The following is an 18123-nucleotide window of genomic DNA, read 5'->3' as shown; positions in this document are numbered from 1 at the left end:
GCCCCAAGGACTTCCACCAGCGCTGCGGTCGCCGAGGGCGTTGGTGTCGCCAAATGCCTGCTGATGCGATCCGCCCATCATGCCGCGGATGCTGGAGAGCAGCAGCGAGCCGCCGACGACGCCGGCGGCAGCTGCCGCCGCGGTGCCGAGGAACGAGCCGCCGCCACCGCCCATCGGCGGTGCGCCATAACCCTGGCCCGGGCCCTGACCTGGAGCTTGGCCTGGACCTTGGCCGTAAGGGGGCTGGCCGTAGCCCGGCTGCGTCTGCTGCATCGCTCCGCCGCTGTTCCAGACCGGCCGCGCGTCACGTGGCGGCACGTTCGGAACCGAGCCGCGCGAGGGGCCTCCGCCGAACAGCGTATCGCGCATGGTGTCGAGGAAGCCGCCGGACTGCGCCTGCTCGGGCCCATGGGCCGCTTCCAGCTCCTGAATGCGGTTATGGGCGCGCTTCAGCGCTTCGTCCTGCAGCAGCGTGGTCTGCACCAGCGCATAGATCGCGCCGGGTGCCTTGCGCAGCCCGTCCGAGATCGCGGCGATCGCGTCGGGATCGCGCGGTGCGTTTTCCAGTTTCGAAAGCCGGTCGAAAAGGTCGTCGACGAGCTGGCGTTCCTGCGGCGTCATGATCAGTCTCCCTCGCGCAAAACAAGCGCGAAGCAGATGTAGGGTTCCATTGTGGCCCCAACAGTGCCGGCCGGATTAAATTTCGGTATGCGACAAGCTGCCTCGCGGCTGCCGGTGTCATCCCAGCGTGGCGCGGCTGTCCGCCAGCAGACGCGCGAAGCCGTCGCCGGCCAGATAGGCGTGCTCGCGTTCGCGGACATCCGTCATCGGATCGAGGCCGGCGAGGACATCGTCGACGAAGCCGGGATGGCACATCACGAGGCCGCCATCCGGCAAGCCTTCCAGGAATTGCCGCATCAAATCGCCAAAATCGGCCGCCCGCGTGAAGTCATAGGCGCCGGCAAAGCCCGGATTGAAGCTGAGCCCCGCGCTGCCGGCGCGGCGGCGGAATTGCGCGCTGAGGACGTCGAGCACGATGGCCTTGGGTGAGGCCAGCCGCTGCCTGAGCGGCAGGTCGCGGCCGCCCTGGCGCACCCAGGCGTTCGGCGCGCCTTCGCTGACCGCATCGACGAAGCCGTCGCGCACCTGCGGATAGAGCTGCACATGCTGATGGCCGTCGACGAAGTCAGGCACGCGCCCGAACGCTTCCGCAAATGCGGCAAGCTGCGCCTTCACCTCATTGCGGAAGAATTCGCGGTCGAGCCGCCGCAAAATGCCCGCGCGCAGCAGCTTCGGAAACGGCATGAACATGTCGCCGTCGAGCGGGCGGAAATGCATGGTGAGGGGGCGGAACGGCGCCGACAGCGTCACGTGCAATCCGATCGCGCAGCGGGGGCTCGTCTTCGCCGAGGCCTGAAGCGCCTCGACGTCGCTGCGCGCGATTGCAGGGCCCACCATCATCACCGAGGTGGCGTTGAGCCGGCCGCGTTCGATCAGGTCGCGGATGGCGCGGTTGACGCCCGGGCTGATGCCGTAATCGTCGGCACAGAGCCAGATCCGCCGCAGACCCGCGGCCGCGCTCATTCGGCGGCCGTCCTCTTCGCGGCCTCGTCCGCCTTGCCGGCTTCGAAGTGCTTTTCGCTATGCTCGGCGACGAAGTAGATCGGGCGCGCCTTCAGCTCGGAGAGGATCTTGCCGATATATTCGCCGACGATGCCGATCATGATGAGCTGAACGCCGCCGATCGTCATCAGGCCGATCACGAGCGAGGGATAGCCGGGCACCTGCTTGCCGGTCGTGAACACTTCCCAGAGGATCGAAAGGCCGAACAGGAAGGCGCCCCCGGCGAGAATGACGCCGAGCAGGCTGGCGAAGCGCAGGGGGGCCACCGAAAACGAGGTCAGGCCCTCGATCGACAGGCCGAGCAGGCTTGCGGCGTTGAAGGTGGTAACGCCATGGGCGCGCGCGGACGGCTCATAGTCGACGCGGATCTGGCGGAAGCCGATCCAGCTGGCGAGGCCCTTGAAGAACCGGTTGCGCTCGGGCAGCTGCCTGAGCGCTGTGACCGCGCGCGGTGACAGCAGGCGGAAGTCGCCGGCGTCCTCGGGAATCTTCTGCCGTGCCCCCCAATTGATCAGCGCGTAGAAGCCGTGCACGGCGACCCGGCGCAGGAAGGTCTCGTTGTCGCGATGCGCCTTGGCGGTGTAGACGACGTCATAGCCGTCATCGATCCAGTGCCGCACCAGCTGTTCGATCAGGGCCGGCGGATGCTGGCCGTCGCCGTCCATGAACATGACGGCGCCGAGCCGGGCATGGTCGAGGCCGGCCATCAGGGCCGCTTCCTTGCCGAAATTGCGCGACAGCGACACCACCTGGACGTCGATCGCGTCGGCCGGCAGCGCGCGGGCGATCGCCAGCGTCGTATCCTTGCTGCCGTCGTCGACATAGACGACCTCGCAAGCCAGGCGATAGCGCTCCCGCAAGGTTTTTGCGAGATCGCAGATGCGCTGGTGCAGGGCGGCAAGGCCCGCCGCCTCGTTGTAGACGGGGACGACGATCGACAGTCCCTTCGCGGCCGCGGTGCTTGCGGTCGTCGTCATGCCGGAAACGTCAGAGCCCAACGTCATCGATCAAGGTTCCAGAGGCGTTCAAAGTCATCTCAACAGCATATGGTAGCTGCCATTTGCTGTCGCAAAGCTGAACGGAAATGCTGAGCGGACCTGAGGCTCACTGCCGCAGGAACGCCTCCAGCTTGGCGAACAGCGGGTTCTCCCGGTCGAACACGTAGTCGAGCGAAACCACCGAGACGGTTTCGGCGCCATGCTCGCGCAGGAAGCTTGCCAGCGCATAGAGCTGTCCCGGCGGGCAGTGCAACGTCAGCATGCCTGACGAGGTCGGTCCGCCGAACGGGGCCTCGACGCCGAACCGGCCATGGGCTTCGCCGAGCAGCGCGGCGTCGCATTGCCGGAAGCGGGTGCGGACCTCGCGATATTTGTTGGCCCGCGCCCTTGCCGCGATGTGATCGAGGATGACGCGCGCGGTCTCCCGCGCCTGCGGCGTCCAGTTGGCCTCTTTCGAGGCGACCAGATTGGCCTGGCTGCGCAGGATCACGCCGTCGTCGAGCACCCGCAAGCCGTTGGCGGCGAGCGTCGCGCCTGTGGTGGTGATGTCGACGATCAACTCGGCGCTGCCGGCCGCCGGCGCGCCTTCGGTCGCGCCGCTGCTTTCAACAATGCGGTAATCGGTGATGCCGTGGCTCTGGAAGAAGGCGCGGGTGAGGTTGACGAACTTGGTCGCGACCCGCATCCGCATGTGATGCTGCTCGCGGAAGCCGGTGGTGACGTCGTCGAGGTCGGCCATGGTGCGAACGTCGATCCAGGCCTGCGGCACCGCGACGACGACGTCGGCATAGCCGAAGCCGAGCCCATCGATCAGCGACACGCGCTTGTCGGCGTCCGCGATGTTCTCGTGCACCAGGTCTTCCCCGGTGACGCCGAGATGCGCAAAGCCGCGCGACAGTTGCGAAGCGATCTCGCTCGCCGAGAGATAGGCGACCTCGACATGATCGAGGCCTGCAAGCGTGCCGCGATAGTCGCGGGCGCCCCCAGCCTTCGACAGCTTGAGGCCGGCACGGGCGAAGAAGGCTTCGGTATTTTCCTGAAGGCGGCCCTTGGAGGGAACGGCCAGAACGAATGGCGCGCTCATGACTTAAGCTCCCACCTTGCGGCCGATCTTCGTCAGCGCATCCACCCAGACCGAGAAGCCGACCGCGGGGATCGGCTCAGTCGATCCCAGCTGGGTCATCAGCCCGTCATAGCGGCCGCCGGCGACCAGCGGCTCGGCGCCGTTGCCCCGGTGATGCAGCTCGAATTCGAAGCCGGTGTAATAGTCGAGGCCGCGCCCGAACGCGGTCGAGAAGCGCGTCTGCTTCACGTCGATGCCGCGCGCCGCCATGAAGCCGACCCGGCTCTCGAACTGGTCGATCGCAGCCGTGAGGTCGAGCTTCGCGTCGGCAGTGAGCGCGCGCAGCTCGGCGATGGCATCGTCGGGATTGCCTGCGATCGTCAGGAAGCGCTTGAGCACGGTGATCGCCTCGCGCGGCAGCGCGCCGCCCTTCAGCGTCGATTGCTCGAGGAAGCGATCGGCGATCTCGGCCGTGGTGCGTCCCCCGACATTGGTGGTGCCGGCGATCGACATCAGATCGGTGACGAAGGCGAGCGCCGCCTTGCGGTCGGAGCCGGCGAGGGCGGCGAGCACGCCCTCATATTCGCTGCGGGTCGCGGTGGTGGCGGCCGCCAGCCGTTCCAGATCCTTTTCCAGGCTGATCTTGCGGTTGAAATCCTTGACCAGGCGGCGGCGCCAGACCGGATAGAGGTCGAGCGCGTCGAGCAGCGCATTGAACAACGCCACGTCGCCGGTGCGGATCTCGACGTCGCGGACACCGAAGGCCGCGGTCGCTTCGAGCCCGAGCGCCAACGTCTCGGCGTCGGCCGCGGCACGGTCCTGGCGGCCGAACGATTCGATGCCGGCCTGCAGGAATTCGCTGGCTTGGCCGCTGCGGTAGCGGAACACCGGGCCGAGATAGCTGAACCCGGCCGGCTGGCCGGCACGACCGGAGCTCAGGTAATCGCGCGCCACGGGAATGGTCAGGTCCGGGCGCAGGCACAGCTCCTCGCCGGAGAGGTCCGTGGTCAGGTACAGGCTCTTGCGGATGTCCTCGCCGGAGAGGTCCAGGAACGGCTCGGCCGGCTGCAGGATGGCGGGCTCGGCCCTGACGTAACCGGCCTGCGCGAACGACAACAGCAGCGTATCCGCCCAGGCGGCGGAGCCGGCAGCATTTGAGGTGGCAGTCGCGGTCATAACTGGGTCCATCGTCCCGGTGGAACCGGGCAGGGCAAGGGAAAGGACAGGAATTGCGCAGCCCTTAGCATGGCCCGAAAGCGGTTTCGACCTCCAAAGGATCAATCGCTTAACAGGCGGGCAACGCCGGGATCAGCTGGCATTGCCCCAATCGCCCAGCACCGCCTGTACCAGCGCCAGGGCGGCCACGGCAGCGGTATCGGCCCGCATGATCCGCGGGCCGAGCGCCAGCCGGAGGATCTTGGGCTGCCGCAGCAGCAGGGCCCGCTCTTCTTCGGCAAAGCCGCCCTCGGGGCCGATCAGCACGTCGATCCCCTGTCCGGCCTCGCGGGCGTTCTGCAGGCTTTGAACGGGGTTTTGCACCTCCGCCGCCTCGTCGCAGAAGATCAGCAGGCGGCCCGCAGGGCGCTGACTGAGATACCGCTCCAGCGGCACCGGCTCGGCGACCGTGGCGATGCTCAGGATGCCGCATTGCTCGGCCGCCTCGACCACATTGGCGCGCATCCGCTCGGTGTTGACCCGGGAGGCCTGGGTGAACCGGGTCAGGACCGGCTGCAGGGCGGCGGCGCCCATCTCGATGGCCTTCTGGACCATGTAATCCAGCCGGGCATGCTTGAGCGGGGCGAAAACGTAGGCGACGTCCGGCAGCCCGTCCTGCGGCCGGGTCTGCTGCAGGATCACGAGGCCGTCCGGCCGCTTGCGACCTTCGATGGCGGCCTGCCACTCGCCGTCGCGGCCGTTGAAGGCCAAAACCTCGGCTCCGGCGGCAAGTCGCAGCACATTGCCGAGATAATTGCTCTGGTCGCGGTCGAGCGGGATCCTGGCGTCCTGGGCAAGAGGAGCGTCGACGAACAGGCGGGGAGCGCGAAAATCGTGGGAGGGCATCGTTCAGGGGTCCGATTTGGGGCCGTTCTTAACCGAAAGCAGCCATTCCGGGGGTAAATATTGCCGAAATGGTGCGTCCCCGCGCCGCGCTCTTGCCCTATTCAACGGGTTGTTAAGCGCCGGCGGGAATCGTAAAAACGCGAACACGCTGGTTGCGCTTCAATTGGGAAGACGCTGAACCCCGTAGCTCCTGCCGGAGAGACTATCCTGATGATCCGTCATTTGATGGTTCCGATCACTGCCGCCATGGTCACCCTGAGCACCGCGGGCGCCTATGCGCAAAGCGCCTTCCCGGCGCCGCTGCCGAACCAGGCCGCCACCAGTTCCGCGTTTCCCCCGGTGAACGGCTCGGCGCCGACCGCTTCGGTCGGCACGGCACCGCAATCGTCCTTTCCCGTGAATGGCGCCGCGCCCGTCGGCGGCGCTGGCGCGTTCAGCGCGGCCCCGCCGACCCAGGGCGGCCCTGGCGAGGACTGCATGAAGGCTTTCATTCCTCTGCGCGAGGAAGCCGAGAAGCGCGGCAAGCTGATCAAGGCCGCGAGCGACCGTCATGCGCCGCCGGACGAAGCCTGCAAGCTGATCCGCAATTTCAGCCAGGCTGAGACCAAGATGATCAAGTACATCGAGTCCCACGCCGCCAAATGCGGAATCCCGGCGCAGATCGGCGCGCAGATGAAGGACGGTCACAAGAATACCGAGGCCATGGCGACGAAGGTCTGCAACGTCGCGCAGCAGATGCAGAACCAGCCGCGCGGTCCGGCCGGCCCGTCGCTGAGCGAGGTGCTCGGTTCAGGCTCGGCGCCTGAGGCCAATGCCGGCAAGAAGGGCGGCAGCACCTTCGACACGCTCAACGGCAACGTCCTGACCCGATGATACACGTGCCGCCGATTTGAAGTTCCTACGGTGCTTGCCGCGAGATCCTCATAGGAACTTCAAATCGATAGGCGGCACGTGAATTATAATTTCTTGCTAGTGCCCTTGTAGTTTTCGAAGTTCGTACCGGAATACGCCGCGATGGAATTCGAACTTCGAAAACTGGGCACTAGCACATCCGCCCGCGTTGCCGATTCCACCGGCAACTGGGTCGATACGCTCGCGCCGCCATGGGCGCGGCCTTATTTGCGATTGTCCCGCTTCGATCGTCCGATCGGCTCATGGCTGCTGTTGATGCCGTGCTGGTGGTCGGCGGCGCTCGCGAGCGGCATGGTGCATGACGTCCGCGGCCTGCCGCTCACCATCCTGCTGTTCTTCATCGGCGCCTTCGTGATGCGCGGGGCGGGCTGCACCTGGAACGACATCACCGACCGCGACCTCGATGACAAGGTCGAGCGCACCCGCTCGCGGCCGCTGCCGTCGGGGCAGGTGAGCACGAAGCAGGCGCTGGCTTGGATGGTCGTGCAGGCGCTGATCGGCCTTATCGTGCTGCTGCAGTTCAACCGCTTCGCGATTGCGACCGGCATCGCTTCGCTCCTGATCGTCGCGATCTACCCCTTCATGAAGCGCATCACCTGGTGGCCGCAGATCGTGCTCGGGCTTGCCTTCTCCTGGGGCGCCCTGATGGGATTTGCCGTCACCTTCGGCCGCATCGACGTCACCGCGATGGTGCTCTATGCCGGTGCGATTTCGTGGGTGATCGGCTATGACACGATCTACGCGCATCAGGACGCCGACGACGACGCGCTGATCGGCATCAAGTCCACCGCGCGCCTGTTCGGCGCGCACACGCACCAGGCGCTGATCCTGTTCTACGGGCTCGCTGTGATGCTGATCGGCGTCGCGCTGGCCTCAGGCGATGCGCGCTGGCCGGCTTGGCTCGGGCTGATCGCCTTCGCCGTGCACCTGGCATCGCAGATCGTGCGCTTGCGGATCGACGATCCCGAGCTGTGCAAGCGCCTGTTCTATTCGAACAAATATGCCGGAGCGCTGCTGTTTGCGGGGTTGCTGGTGGACGCGGTGATGCGGGCGGCGTAGCTGCCGTAGGGTGGGCAAAGGCGCCCTTGCGCCGGCCCACGATCTCTCAATGATTGACCAAAAGGTGGGCACGCTTCGCTTTGCCCACCCTACGGCACCTGTGAATTCCGTCTAATTCCTCGCGATGATCTCGCGTTCTTCGCGATGAACCGACAGCTCGCGTGCCATCGCAACACGGCGGCGCATCAGGAATTTCGGACGGCGGGCGCGGATCGCATTGGCGCGGCGGCGGCGGGCTGCGGGCTTGCGTGCACCTTCGTCGAGCTGCGGAAGCGCGAACAGCTCACTCCAGATCGCCAAGGCCTCGACGAGCTCGTCGCCGTCGGCGCCGACGAGCAGCGGAACGGACAGCGAGGGATCGCGATGCACGAGGACGATGGCCTGCGCTTCGTCATTGCCGCGCAGTGCGACGCCTGTGAAGTCGCTGACGCGGACGTTGATCGCCATCTGCATGCCGCGGACGGCACGACGCAGCACGACGCGTTCGCGATGAAGCTCGATCTGCCTGACATGTCCGTCGGCGCGCGGATCGTGCGCATCGAAGCGGACCGGAAGGGAAAGGGGGTCGAGCCGCAGAGAGCGGCTCGACCCGGCGGGAGCGACCCCGCATGTTGCTGTTTGACGCCTCACGGCTTTAGTTCTCCCCGCCGGGATTATGTTCCCGGTCGATGCGAGGACCTTAGCGCGCGGCTTTCCGAAACCGCTTAAAAAGGCTGGTTAACCCACCGTCACTGCTGCTCATGATTGACAAGACCTTGGCGCGCATGATTGACGAGACGTTGCGCCAAAGGTGCGAATCTGAGCTTTTGGCGGGCTGAAAATGCTTGAAGTCCGCGCGATCAGGGCACATCTGTGGGTTCCGGTCCCGAACCCCCGCCCCAACAGGATTTCGTTCGTGAACTCTTCACCATCCGCAAGCTCGACGCTTTCGTCCAAGGATTCCGCCAAGGGGTCAAAGGCCAGCCGCGACCTGTTCGACCAGTCCGCTTTGTCGGATCTGGCGCAGCGGCTGGTGGAGGCGGCCAAGCGCGCCGGCGCGGATGCGGCCGACGCGGTCGCGGTTCGCGGCGTCTCGCAAGGCGTCGAGGTGCGCGACGGACGCGTCGAGGAATCCGAGCGCTCCGAGGGTGACGACGTCGGCCTGCGCGTGCTGGTCGGCCAGCGCCAGGCCGTGGTCTCGACCAACGACGTCAGCGGCGATGCCGTGACCAAGCTTGCCGAACGCGCGGTCGCGATGGCGCGCGTTGCGCCCGACGACAAATATGTCGGGCTCGCCGATCCCGCGCTGCTCGCGCGCGACTTCCCCGATCTCGATCTGCTCGACCCTGATGTGCCCGCCACCAGCGAGCTCGAGCGCCGCGCACTCGCGGCCGAAGCTGCCGCGCTCGCCGTGAAGGGCGTCACCAAATCCGGCGGTGCCTCGGCCTCCGCGGGCATGGGCGGCATGGTGCTGGTCACCTCGACCGGCTTCCACGGCTCCTATTTGCGCTCCAGCCAGGGCATCTCGGCCACCGCCATCTCGGGCGAAGGCACCGGCATGGAACGCGATTACGACTTCACCTCGGCGCCGCATGGCGCCGACCTGCTGTCGCCGGAAATCGTCGGCCGTTCCGCCGGCGAGCGCACCGTGGCGCGCTCCAACCCGCGCAAGGTCGAGACCTGCAAGGTACCTGTCGTATTCGATCCGCGCGTCGCCGGCTCCCTGGTCGGCCATGTCGTCGGCGCCATCAACGGCGCCTCGATCGCGCGCAAGACCAGCTTCCTCAAGGACAAGCTCGGCCAGCAGCTGTTTGCGAAGAACATCCGCATCATCGACGATCCCCTGCGCAAGCGCGGCCTGCGCTCGCAGACCTTCGACGCCGAAGGCGTTGCCGTGAAGAAGATCGCGCTGATCGACGAGGGCGTGCTGACGACCTGGCTGCTCGACTGCGCCACCGCGCGCGAGCTCGGCCTTGCCACCACCGGCCACGCCCATCGCGGCGTCTCCTCTTCGCCCTCGCCCGGGCCGTACAATCTGCATCTCGAGCCCGGCACGCCGACGCCCGCCGAGCTGATCGCCGACATCAAGCAGGGCTTCTACGTCACCGATCTGATCGGCTCCGGCGTGAACGGCGTCACCGGCGATTACAGCCGCGGCGCCTCTGGCTTCTGGATCGAGAACGGCGAGATCACCTATCCCGTCAGCGAGGTGACAATCGCCGGCCATCTGTTCGAGATCTTCAAGTCGATGCAGCCCGCGAACAATCTCGAATTCCGCTACGGCGTCAATGCGCCGACGGTGCGCATCGAGGGATTGACGCTTGGCGGACGTTGAGGCGAACGCCCCGGGCGAAACCATCCTGACGCGCGACGCAGCGCTGCTGCAGGACACGGTGCGCGAGGCGGGTGCACTGGCGCAGTCGATGTTCCGTACCGAACTGAAGAAGTGGACCAAGGGCGCATCCTCGCCGGTTTCCGAAGCCGACATCGCCGTCAACGACCTGCTCGAAGCGCGCCTGCGCAGTGCGACGCCGGATTATGGCTGGCTCTCTGAGGAGAGCGCCGACGATGCGGCGCGGCTGTCGCGGCGGCTGACCTGGATCGTCGATCCCATCGACGGCACGCGCAACTACCTCAATGGCCACGACGATTGGTGCGTCAGCGTCGCGCTGGTCGAGGATGCCGCGCCCGTACTGGCCGCGGTGTTCGCGCCGACGAGCGGTGAGTTCTTCTTCGCTGCACGCGGCCAGGGCACCACGCTCAACGACGTAGCCGTGCAGGCTTCGCCCGGATCCGCGCTCGACTTCTCCCGTGTCGCCGGCCCGAAACCGATGGTCGAGCGGCTCAACAGCTCGGGCGGCGAAATCAAGCTGCATCCGCGAATCGGCTCGCTTGCGCTGCGCCTGTGCCGGGTCGCCCATGGCGCGCTGGATGCGGCTTTTGCGGGGGGCAATAGCCATGATTGGGACCTTGCGGCGGCCGATTTGATCGTGCAGGAAGCCGATGGTAGGATGAGCGACCTCTCCGGAGAACCCATCCTCTATAACCGCCGGGAAGTGGCGCACGGGGTGCTGGTGGCAGCGGGGCGCGATCGTCATGCGGGCATTGTCGCGCATTTTCGAAACCGCCCCTTGGCCTAAAGCGCTTTTCGTCGTGCTCGTCGAACACTGCTTTTGCCGGGCAGCCCGTTAGGAACAGAACTCATGCCAGATAGTGCCCCGCAACAACTGCTTCACCTCGTCATCGGCGGTGAGCTCGTCGATCTCGAGCACAACACCTTCAAGAACCTCGACGATGTCGAGGTCGTCGGCCTCTATCCGAATTATGCGACCGCCCATGCCGCCTGGCGGGCCAAGGCGCAGAGCACGGTCGACAACGCGCAGATGCGCTATTTCATCGTCCACCTCCACCGGTTGCTCGACCCGAATCAAGAACCGGCGCGTTGAAAAAACTGCTTCGCAATACGCTGCGAAGCAGCTTCGTTCAGCGTGCCGTCGGGGTCCTGGCGGCCGAATATCTGCGTCTGGTCTGGCGGACCAACAAATTCACGTTGGATCCGCCCGACGTCTATGCGCAGGTTGAGCCGCAGCTCCCTGCGATCTTCGCGTTCTGGCACGGCCAGCATTTCCTCACGCCCTTCATCAAGAACCAGAACAAGGCTTCCTATCGCGCCAGGGTCCTGATCTCCCGCCACCGCGACGGCGAGTTCAACGCGATCGCCGCCGAGCGGCTCGGCATCGGCACCATCCGCGGTTCCGGCGATCACGGCGGTGCCTTTCACCGCAAGGGCGGGGTTGGCGCCTTCAAGGAAATGGTGCGCACGCTCCAGACCGGTTGTAATGTCGCGCTGACCGCCGATGTCCCCAAGCGCTCGCGCGTGGCCGGGCTCGGCATTATCATGCTGGCACGGGAATCGGGACGGCCGATCATGCCTTTCGCGATGGCGACCAGCCGCTTCGTTCGGCTGAAGAACTGGGACCGCACCACCATCAATTTGCCATTCGGGCGGGGCGCATTTGTCGGCATCAAGGAAATCCACGTTCCCGCAGATGCCGACGCTGCCATGATGGAAGCGCTGCGGCAGGAGCTGGAAGACACGTTGAACGAGGCGACCCGCCGCGCCTATGCGCAACTCGGCCGCCCGGGACCGGAAGATGCCTAATTCGCTGCCCAATTCGTTGCCGATGACGCTGCGGATGTATCAGCGCCTGGCCTCCGGCCTGGTGCCGCTTGCGCCGGCGCTGATCAAGCGGCGGCTGAAGCAGGGCAAGGAGGATCCCGCGCGCGTCGGCGAGCGGCGCGGCCTGTCCCGGGACGTGCGGCCGCATGGTCCGCTGGTCTGGATCCACGGCGCCAGTGTCGGCGAGGTGCTGGCCGCAGCGGGGCTGATCGAGCGCCTGCGCGATCTCAATTTGCGCATCCTGCTCACCTCGGGCACCGTCACCTCGGCCGCCGTGGTCGCAAAGCGGTTTCCGCCCGACGTCATTCATCAATACGTGCCGTATGACTCGCCGCGCTTTGTCGCGCGCTTCCTCGATCATTGGAAGCCGTCGCTGGCGCTGTTCATCGAATCCGATCTGTGGCCGAACCTGATCCTGGCGGGCGCGACGCGCCGGGTGCCGATGGTGCTGATCAACGGGCGGATGTCGCCGCGCTCCTTCCCGCGCTGGCGCCGCATGCAGGGCACCATCTCGGCGCTGCTCTCACGTTTCGACATCTGCCTCGCACAGTCGAAGACCGATGCCGAACGCTTCTCCACGCTCGGCGGCCGCGACGTCGTCACCACGGGTAACCTCAAGCTCGACGTGCCGGCGCCGCCGGCCGATCCCGCCAAGCTTGAGCGGCTGATGGCGATGACGCGCGGGCGCCCCATCATCGTCGCGGCCTCGACCCACCCGGGCGAGGACGAGATGCTGGTCGCGGCACATCGCAGCCTTTCCGGCTTCTTCCCGCAGCTCCTCACCGTGATCGTGCCGCGCCATCCCGACCGCGGCTCGTCGATCGCTGGCTTGATCACGGCATCCGGCCTGAAGCCGGCATTGCGCTCGCGCGAGGAGCTGCCGACCGCGACCACCGACATCTATGTCGCCGACACCATGGGCGAGCTCGGCCTGTTTTACCGGCTGTCGCCGATCGTATTCATGGGCGGATCGCTGATCCGTCATGGCGGGCAGAACCCGATCGAGGCGATCAAGCTCGGTGCCGCGATCGTGCATGGTCCGCACGTCTTCAACTTCGCCGATGTCTATGAGGCGCTCGACGGGAGCGGCGGTGCGCGCCAGGCCGATACGCCGGAGGCGCTGGTCAAGCAGCTCGGCCAGCTGCTGGCCGATCCCACCTTGCGCGACAAGATGCAGCGCGCAGGCAGCGGCGTGGTCGAGGATCTCGGCGGCGCACTCGATCGCACCATGACCGCGCTCGAGCCGTATCTGCTGCAGCTGCGGATCGAGATGGGAGCCGCCAATGCGTGAGCCGGCCTTCTGGTACCGGCCACGTTCTCTCCAGTCGTACGCGTTATGGCCGCTCGGAGCGCTCTACGGCGCGATCACCGAACGACGCATGCTGCGCAAAGGCGTGGATGCCGGCATCCCCGTAATCTGCGTCGGCAATTATCATGTCGGCGGCGCCGGTAAGACGCCGACCGTGCTGGCGCTGACGAAGCTTTTGCGCGAGCTCGGCGAGACACCGGTGGTGCTCAGTCGCGGCTATGGCGGACGGCTGCAGGGCCCGGTCATGGTCGACCGCGCACGCCACACCGCTTCCGACATCGGCGACGAGCCCTTGATGATGGCGCGCGACGTTCCGGTCGCCGTCGCGCGGGACCGCCTCGAGGGTGTCGCGCTCGCCAAATCGCAAGGCGCCACAGTGGTCCTGATGGACGATGGCTTTCAGAACCCGCGCCTGGTCAAGGACACCTCGCTGATCGTGATCGATAGCGAACGCGGCCTCGGCAACGGCAAGGTATTTCCCGCCGGCCCGCTGCGCGCGCCGCTGAAGGCGCAGCTTGCGCGCACCGACGCGCTGGTGTTGATCGGGGACGGCCGCGCCGCCAACGATGTCGCGGCCGAGCTTGCCAAGCGCGACAAACCGGAGCTGCGTGCGCGCCTGAGGCCGGACGCCGGGTCGGTCGCAAGACTGTTGGGCAAGCCGGTGTTCGCATTCGCGGGCATTGGCGATCCCGAACGATTCTTCCGCAGCTTGCGCGCCTGCGGCATCGAGGTCGCGCGCACGCGCGCCTTCGCCGATCATCACATGTTCTCAAACGACGAGATCGCAGCTCTCGCAGCGGAGGCGCAGCGCGAGCAGTACACACTGGTGACGACGGAAAAGGATCTCGCGCGCCTCCGCGGCCGTGAAGGCGTGCCTGATAGCATCGTGCCGTTCGCTGTGCAGCTCGAATTCGATGATCCGGCAGCGCTCCGGCAATTGATCAGCGATCATCTCTACAAGGCGCGCGAGCGGCGGTTCAGCAGGCGATGATCTCGTTGGGTGGGCAAGCTCGTCCGCCGTAGCCAAAGAGCAAAGGATGGAAAAACAATTCATCCATCGCCATGCGGTATTCGACAACTGATCGGGCGACATGTCGCGGCAGATGAATTCTCTTCCGCATGTTGGGGAGTTGATGTAGCCTTCCATGAGAGCCGTCACCGGGACGTGCCGAACTCCCGGAAATCATCGGCGGCGTTTATGCCCACGGCGGGCAGTACCTTCATCATTTCAGATGCAGAGGCCGTAACGATCAGTTCGGAACGGCAGGGAAAATCATTGCCAAAAACCCAGAGGAGAACATGCCATGCATTTTTGCCTCACCGGACAGTACACACCACGCGCTCTCAATGCCATTTTGGAGAATCCCACGACCGATCGCCAGGAAGCGGCACGAAAGCTCATCGAAGCGGCCGGCGGAAAGCTGCTTTCGATGTACAGCGTTGCGGCCGACGGCCCTGGCGTTTTGGTGATTTTCGATGTGCCTGATCCGGGTGCGGCGCCGGCCATTTCCGGCCTGACCGTCACTGCCGGCACCCTGCAGAATGTGAAACTGACCAGGTTGTTCACGCAGGACGAGATTAAGCAGGTCCGCCAGAACGCGGCGAAGCTGCGTTCTTCGTATACCCCGCCCGGAAGCTGACATCCGGACCTAAGCGCGATGCGATGAGGATGAATCGTCATAGCGCTTTAGGTTGTTGTTTAAGCATGATCTTTTCGGAAAACCGCTGCGCACTTTTCCGGATCATGCTTTAGAGCTTCGGTTCTGATTGAAGGTTCAGCAATCAGTCGTGCTCACCACGCCCCAGTGGCCATCAATCCAATAATGGTCAGGCACGAGACGCAGGCCACCACGACGGTATAGCATTCGGGCGTATTCATTGCTCACTCCCAAACTGTTGCCAATTGCTTGGTCACTGCTACGCGGGAGAGATTGCCGGTCGCGGGCCACTTCAATGCGGCAGGCCGAGACCGGTCTGGCGATGTGCGTCCGTCCTCTCATCGTCAACCTGATCCGCAGGATGATGATGCGCTTCGAGAGCTTCGGCGCGTTCAGCTGCGATCAGAAGCTGTTTGCGCATTTCAGCGAGACGGGCACGGCAATATTCACGATAGAGCAAGTCCAATATGGTGGGCATGATCACCCCCATCGCTTGACTTTCGATTTACAGATATTCCACCGTAAATTTTCGAGGTGATGGTAGCCCGCCAGATGGCTCTTCGCTATGAGCCCGTTCACAGACTTCGCCAATTCCAAAGCTCGATGGCCGTTTGGTTGACTTGATTGTCTGTGCGATAAAAAGAACAGGGCTAATTACCTAACGAACACTGTAGCAGCTCTCTGTTTCAACAAGACTTCGTCAAACAACTTAAGGGCGCCGGATCGCAACAAAGAATCCAACCACAGCGCGAAATGACTAACCACGGAGTGCAAGCACTCGTCGATGCAACGCGTATCGACACGGCGGAGATCTTTTCCTCTCCGAGACTCGCAGTTCAGCTGCATGCGGACATCGTCTCATCCCGATGACGCGCGAAAAGCTGCACCGCTCGTGCCACGACGCACTGCTGTGCTTTGCCCACCCTGCAGCAGCCTGCCATTCAGGCGACATTCATCGCAAAACGCCTATCGGTTTCCGACGATCAGGAGACTTCGATGAAACTGCCGTCTGCGACCGTTGCCGCCAGCCTTGTGTGTCTGATCGTTGCCCCCGTGTTCGCGCAAACGCCGCCTGCGGCTTCTCCCGCTGCGCCAACCAGCACGGTGCCGGTTCCCGCGACCAAGCGCGTCACGTGTCTGGCGACGACGGCAAGCCTGAAAGGTCAGGACAAGCGCGATCAGCTGCAGCTCTGCATGGCGCAGGCGCGGCTCGATTGCCTGAAGCAGGCGATCGACCAGAAGGTCGTCGGCGAAGCCAGGAAGAGTTTTATCAAGACTTGCGTGGGCGGCGATGCTCCCGAGCCCCAATAGCCGAACCATGCCAAGAGTTCGATCTCATAGGGTGGGCAAAGCGACTTGTCCGCCGAAGCTCGGAGAGCGAAGGCGGAAGCGTGCCCACGTTGCTCGTCGCGGTCATGAAGAGATGGTGGGCACGGCGCGTTGCGCCTTCGCCCACCCTAGGAGAGCGGAAAGCTCATTGCTGCGGTTTCGGCGCGCCGGGGAAATGCCGCTGCAGCACGGCGGCGGGTGTGGCGTAGGCCTCCTGCAAATCCACGCTCCAGTACTTCAGCTCGTCGAGCGGAATCCGCGTGTCGGTGATGGCACAGCGCACGAAGGTGCCCGGCGAGATCACGCGGAAGTCGCCGTCGAGATATTGCACTTGCGCTTCGCCATGGCCCGAGGGGCCGAACTTGTTCAGCACGGTCGAAAGTCTCCGTGGAAGGCCGCTCCGTGGAAACTGGAGGGCACGATGTGTTGGACGGGATGTAGCATAGATAGGGTGGCTTGTCCGCCCGGTAAACCCACCGGTTTGTGATGTTTTGCCGCCGTTTCCGCGTGATAGTGCTTGGGCGAAGGATCGCTGGTTCCGGCATCTCCTGTGGCAGAGTCCGATGCGCCTTCGACTGACCGCCCTGTTCCTGATGCTGCTGATGTCGGCCGCGCGTGCCGCGCCGGCGCCGCAGCCGGTCGACATTCCGCTGGCGTCCGGCGTGCTGCACGCGCAGCTCTACAAGCCTGAAGGTCTGGGGCCGTTTCCGGCCGTGGTCGCGCTGCACGGCTGCGACGGCCTCAGCAGCCATTCCGATCCCGTGCTGCCGCGCTATCGCGATTGGGCCGAGCGCCTGCTCAGGGCAGGCAATGCCGTGCTATTGCCCGACAGCTACGGCTCGCGCGAGCTCGGGCCGCAATGCCGCGTCAAGGAGATGCACGTCAAGGCGCGGCGTGAGCGCGTCACCGACGTCGCAGCATCGCGCGCCTGGCTGATGAAGCAGTCCTGGGTGGCGCGCGATCGCGTCAGCCTGATGGGCTGGGCCAACGGCGCGAGCGCGCTGCTGTGGGCCGTGCGGCCGCAGAGCGCGGCGCGTGATCTGGGGCCGGATTTCCGCGCCGCGATCGCGTTCTATCCGGACTGCCGGATCTCCGCCGGTCTCGGCTGGAGCACGCGGGTGCCGACCCTGGTGCTGATCGGCGCCAATGACGATGTCTCCTCGCCGCCGGCCTGTCGCCAGATGGTCGAGGGCGCGCATGGCCGCAGCGCGCTTGCACGCATCGTGGTCTATCCCGGCGCCTATCACGATTTCGACCGCGCCAACACGCCGCTGCACGCAGCCGGCGGCAGCAACGATGCCGCCGTGCCCGAGCGCGGCCATCTCGGCACGGATGCCGAGGCGCGCGCGGAGTCGCAAAAGGACGTCGCGCAATGGCTGGCGCGGTGAAGGAAGTCCCGCAGCCCGGATGGAGCGCAGCGCAATCCGGGACAGCGCAGCGCGTGGCACGAACCCGGATTACGCTTTCGCTCCATCCGGGCTACGGGTCTTGCAAAGCGGGGCCGCCCGAGGAACAAATTCAGACGGACAGCCCCGCATCGACCACCGCCCTGCACGGACTTGATGGCCGACCCGGAATCTACGGATCGCACGCGGCGCCGGTTTCAGCACGTGACGGCGCCTTAGTTCGACCACGATGTCGATTAAACGCAGTCCTCATGCGCATCGTCCTCTTCTCCTCCGCACTGGTGGTCTTCACCGTCGCGATCTTCCTGTACGAAGCCCACGCCGGCGCCCCACAGCGCGCGCCGGAGCATTGCGGCTTCTGGACCACGATCGACGCGGGATTGTCGTGCCGCTGAAGTACTCCAATCCATCACCGTCACCCTTGTAAGTCTCGAATCGCTGGATCGGATAGAGTGTCCGGTGCGGTAACGGACGGGAGACCGCTTCATCCAAGGGCTTTGAAGCCCGTACCTCAGCGCGGCGCCCCGTCCGTTGTTCCATTGAACC

General features: G+C 65.3%; 21 protein-coding genes. 12 read left to right on the top strand and 9 right to left on the bottom strand.

Features of this window, described 5'->3' with window-relative positions; genetic code table 11:
• From CV770_RS36475 to CV770_RS36450, 6 genes are all read right to left on the bottom strand, one after another.
• A partial coding sequence (locus CV770_RS36475) for a DUF2076 domain-containing protein (RefSeq protein WP_104465780.1) occupies window positions 1-621 on the bottom strand: 621 nt, incomplete at its 3' end.
• Window positions 622-738: 117 nt separating this feature from the next.
• Window positions 739-1584 carry a ChbG/HpnK family deacetylase gene (locus CV770_RS36470; protein ID WP_104465779.1) on the bottom strand — a complete coding sequence of 282 codons (846 nt, stop codon included), beginning with the start codon at window positions 1582-1584 and terminating at the stop codon, window positions 739-741.
• Window positions 1581-2627, bottom strand: a complete 1047-nt coding sequence (locus tag CV770_RS36465) for a glycosyltransferase family 2 protein (RefSeq protein ID WP_104465778.1) — start codon at window positions 2625-2627, stop codon at window positions 1581-1583. The genes CV770_RS36470 and CV770_RS36465 overlap by 4 nt, the downstream gene beginning before the upstream one ends.
• Window positions 2628-2727: 100 nt before the next feature.
• Complete coding sequence (gene hisG, locus CV770_RS36460) at window positions 2728-3705, bottom strand: ATP phosphoribosyltransferase (protein ID WP_091958743.1); 978 nt, start codon at window positions 3703-3705, stop codon at window positions 2728-2730.
• Between the two features lie 3 nt (window positions 3706-3708).
• Complete coding sequence (locus CV770_RS36455) at window positions 3709-4860, bottom strand: ATP phosphoribosyltransferase regulatory subunit (protein ID WP_091958740.1); 1152 nt, start codon at window positions 4858-4860, stop codon at window positions 3709-3711.
• A 132-nt stretch (window positions 4861-4992) separates the two neighbouring features.
• Window positions 4993-5745, bottom strand: coding sequence for a 16S rRNA (uracil(1498)-N(3))-methyltransferase (locus CV770_RS36450; RefSeq protein ID WP_104465777.1), 753 nt, complete (start codon window positions 5743-5745; stop codon window positions 4993-4995).
• A gap of 210 nt (window positions 5746-5955) precedes the next feature.
• Between CV770_RS36450 and CV770_RS36445 the strand changes: the two genes are divergently transcribed.
• Complete coding sequence (locus CV770_RS36445; protein ID WP_028140105.1) at window positions 5956-6618, top strand: hypothetical protein; 663 nt, start codon at window positions 5956-5958, stop codon at window positions 6616-6618.
• Window positions 6619-6759: 141 nt separating this feature from the next.
• Window positions 6760-7716: a 4-hydroxybenzoate octaprenyltransferase gene (ubiA, locus tag CV770_RS36440; protein WP_104465776.1), complete on the top strand. Its 957-nt coding sequence runs from the start codon at window positions 6760-6762 to the stop codon at window positions 7714-7716.
• Between the two features lie 111 nt (window positions 7717-7827).
• Here the strand turns inward: ubiA and CV770_RS36435 are convergent, their stop codons facing one another.
• A complete protein-coding gene (locus CV770_RS36435) occupies window positions 7828-8346 on the bottom strand; it encodes a DUF6101 family protein (protein ID WP_091958731.1) in 519 nt (172 codons plus the stop codon).
• A gap of 265 nt (window positions 8347-8611) precedes the next feature.
• Here CV770_RS36435 and CV770_RS36430 point away from each other — a divergent pair, with 265 nt between their 5' ends.
• The 7 genes from CV770_RS36430 (at window position 8612) to CV770_RS36400 (ending at window position 14824) form a co-directional block, all read left to right on the top strand.
• On the top strand, window positions 8612-10030 hold the full coding sequence (locus tag CV770_RS36430; RefSeq protein WP_165637441.1) for a TldD/PmbA family protein: 1419 nt from the start codon (window positions 8612-8614) through the stop codon (window positions 10028-10030).
• Window positions 10017-10835 (top strand): 3'(2'),5'-bisphosphate nucleotidase CysQ, encoded by an 819-nt coding sequence (locus tag CV770_RS36425; protein ID WP_104465775.1) that lies wholly within the window; start codon window positions 10017-10019, stop codon window positions 10833-10835. The genes CV770_RS36430 and CV770_RS36425 overlap by 14 nt, the downstream gene beginning before the upstream one ends.
• Before the next feature lie 63 nt (window positions 10836-10898).
• Window positions 10899-11141, top strand: a complete 243-nt coding sequence (locus CV770_RS36420) for a DUF4170 domain-containing protein (RefSeq protein ID WP_091958722.1) — start codon at window positions 10899-10901, stop codon at window positions 11139-11141.
• Complete coding sequence (locus CV770_RS36415) at window positions 11138-11857, top strand: lysophospholipid acyltransferase family protein (protein WP_104465774.1); 720 nt, start codon at window positions 11138-11140, stop codon at window positions 11855-11857. Before CV770_RS36420 ends, CV770_RS36415 begins: the two co-directional genes overlap by 4 nt.
• Complete coding sequence (locus CV770_RS36410) at window positions 11820-13166, top strand: 3-deoxy-D-manno-octulosonic acid transferase (RefSeq protein WP_104465773.1); 1347 nt, start codon at window positions 11820-11822, stop codon at window positions 13164-13166. The genes CV770_RS36415 and CV770_RS36410 overlap by 38 nt, the downstream gene beginning before the upstream one ends.
• Window positions 13159-14175 carry a tetraacyldisaccharide 4'-kinase gene (gene lpxK / locus CV770_RS36405; RefSeq protein WP_104465772.1) on the top strand — a complete coding sequence of 339 codons (1017 nt, stop codon included), beginning with the start codon at window positions 13159-13161 and terminating at the stop codon, window positions 14173-14175. Before CV770_RS36410 ends, lpxK begins: the two co-directional genes overlap by 8 nt.
• Window positions 14176-14488: 313 nt before the next feature.
• Window positions 14489-14824: a GYD domain-containing protein gene (locus CV770_RS36400; protein ID WP_018321923.1), complete on the top strand. Its 336-nt coding sequence runs from the start codon at window positions 14489-14491 to the stop codon at window positions 14822-14824.
• Window positions 14825-15134: 310 nt separating this feature from the next.
• Here CV770_RS36400 and CV770_RS42910 read toward each other — a convergent pair whose 3' ends face one another.
• A complete protein-coding gene (locus CV770_RS42910) occupies window positions 15135-15320 on the bottom strand; it encodes a hypothetical protein (RefSeq protein ID WP_245453955.1) in 186 nt (61 codons plus the stop codon).
• Window positions 15321-15838: 518 nt separating this feature from the next.
• On the opposite strand from CV770_RS42910, the gene CV770_RS36385 reads away from it, so the two are divergent.
• Window positions 15839-16153, top strand: a complete 315-nt coding sequence (locus CV770_RS36385; RefSeq protein WP_091958849.1) for a hypothetical protein — start codon at window positions 15839-15841, stop codon at window positions 16151-16153.
• A 163-nt stretch (window positions 16154-16316) separates the two neighbouring features.
• On the opposite strand, the gene CV770_RS36380 is transcribed toward CV770_RS36385, so the two are convergent.
• Entirely contained in the window at window positions 16317-16544 is a 228-nt protein-coding gene (locus CV770_RS36380) for a DUF2093 domain-containing protein (RefSeq protein WP_018321926.1), read from the bottom strand.
• 190 nt (window positions 16545-16734) lie between these two features.
• Between CV770_RS36380 and CV770_RS36375 the strand changes: the two genes are divergently transcribed.
• Together CV770_RS36375 and CV770_RS42905 are read left to right on the top strand one after the other, a co-directional pair.
• Window positions 16735-17559: a dienelactone hydrolase family protein gene (locus tag CV770_RS36375; RefSeq protein WP_104465770.1), complete on the top strand. Its 825-nt coding sequence runs from the start codon at window positions 16735-16737 to the stop codon at window positions 17557-17559.
• Between the two features lie 269 nt (window positions 17560-17828).
• Window positions 17829-17972: a hypothetical protein gene (locus CV770_RS42905; protein ID WP_201760191.1), complete on the top strand. Its 144-nt coding sequence runs from the start codon at window positions 17829-17831 to the stop codon at window positions 17970-17972.
• The last annotated feature ends 151 nt before the right edge of the window (window positions 17973-18123 follow it).

This window comes from Bradyrhizobium sp. AC87j1, assembly GCF_002936975.1.
Classification (GTDB): domain Bacteria; phylum Pseudomonadota; class Alphaproteobacteria; order Rhizobiales; family Xanthobacteraceae; genus Bradyrhizobium; species Bradyrhizobium shewense.
The sequence above is the reverse complement of the archived record's forward strand: the minus strand, read 5'-3'. Positions and strand labels throughout refer to the sequence as shown.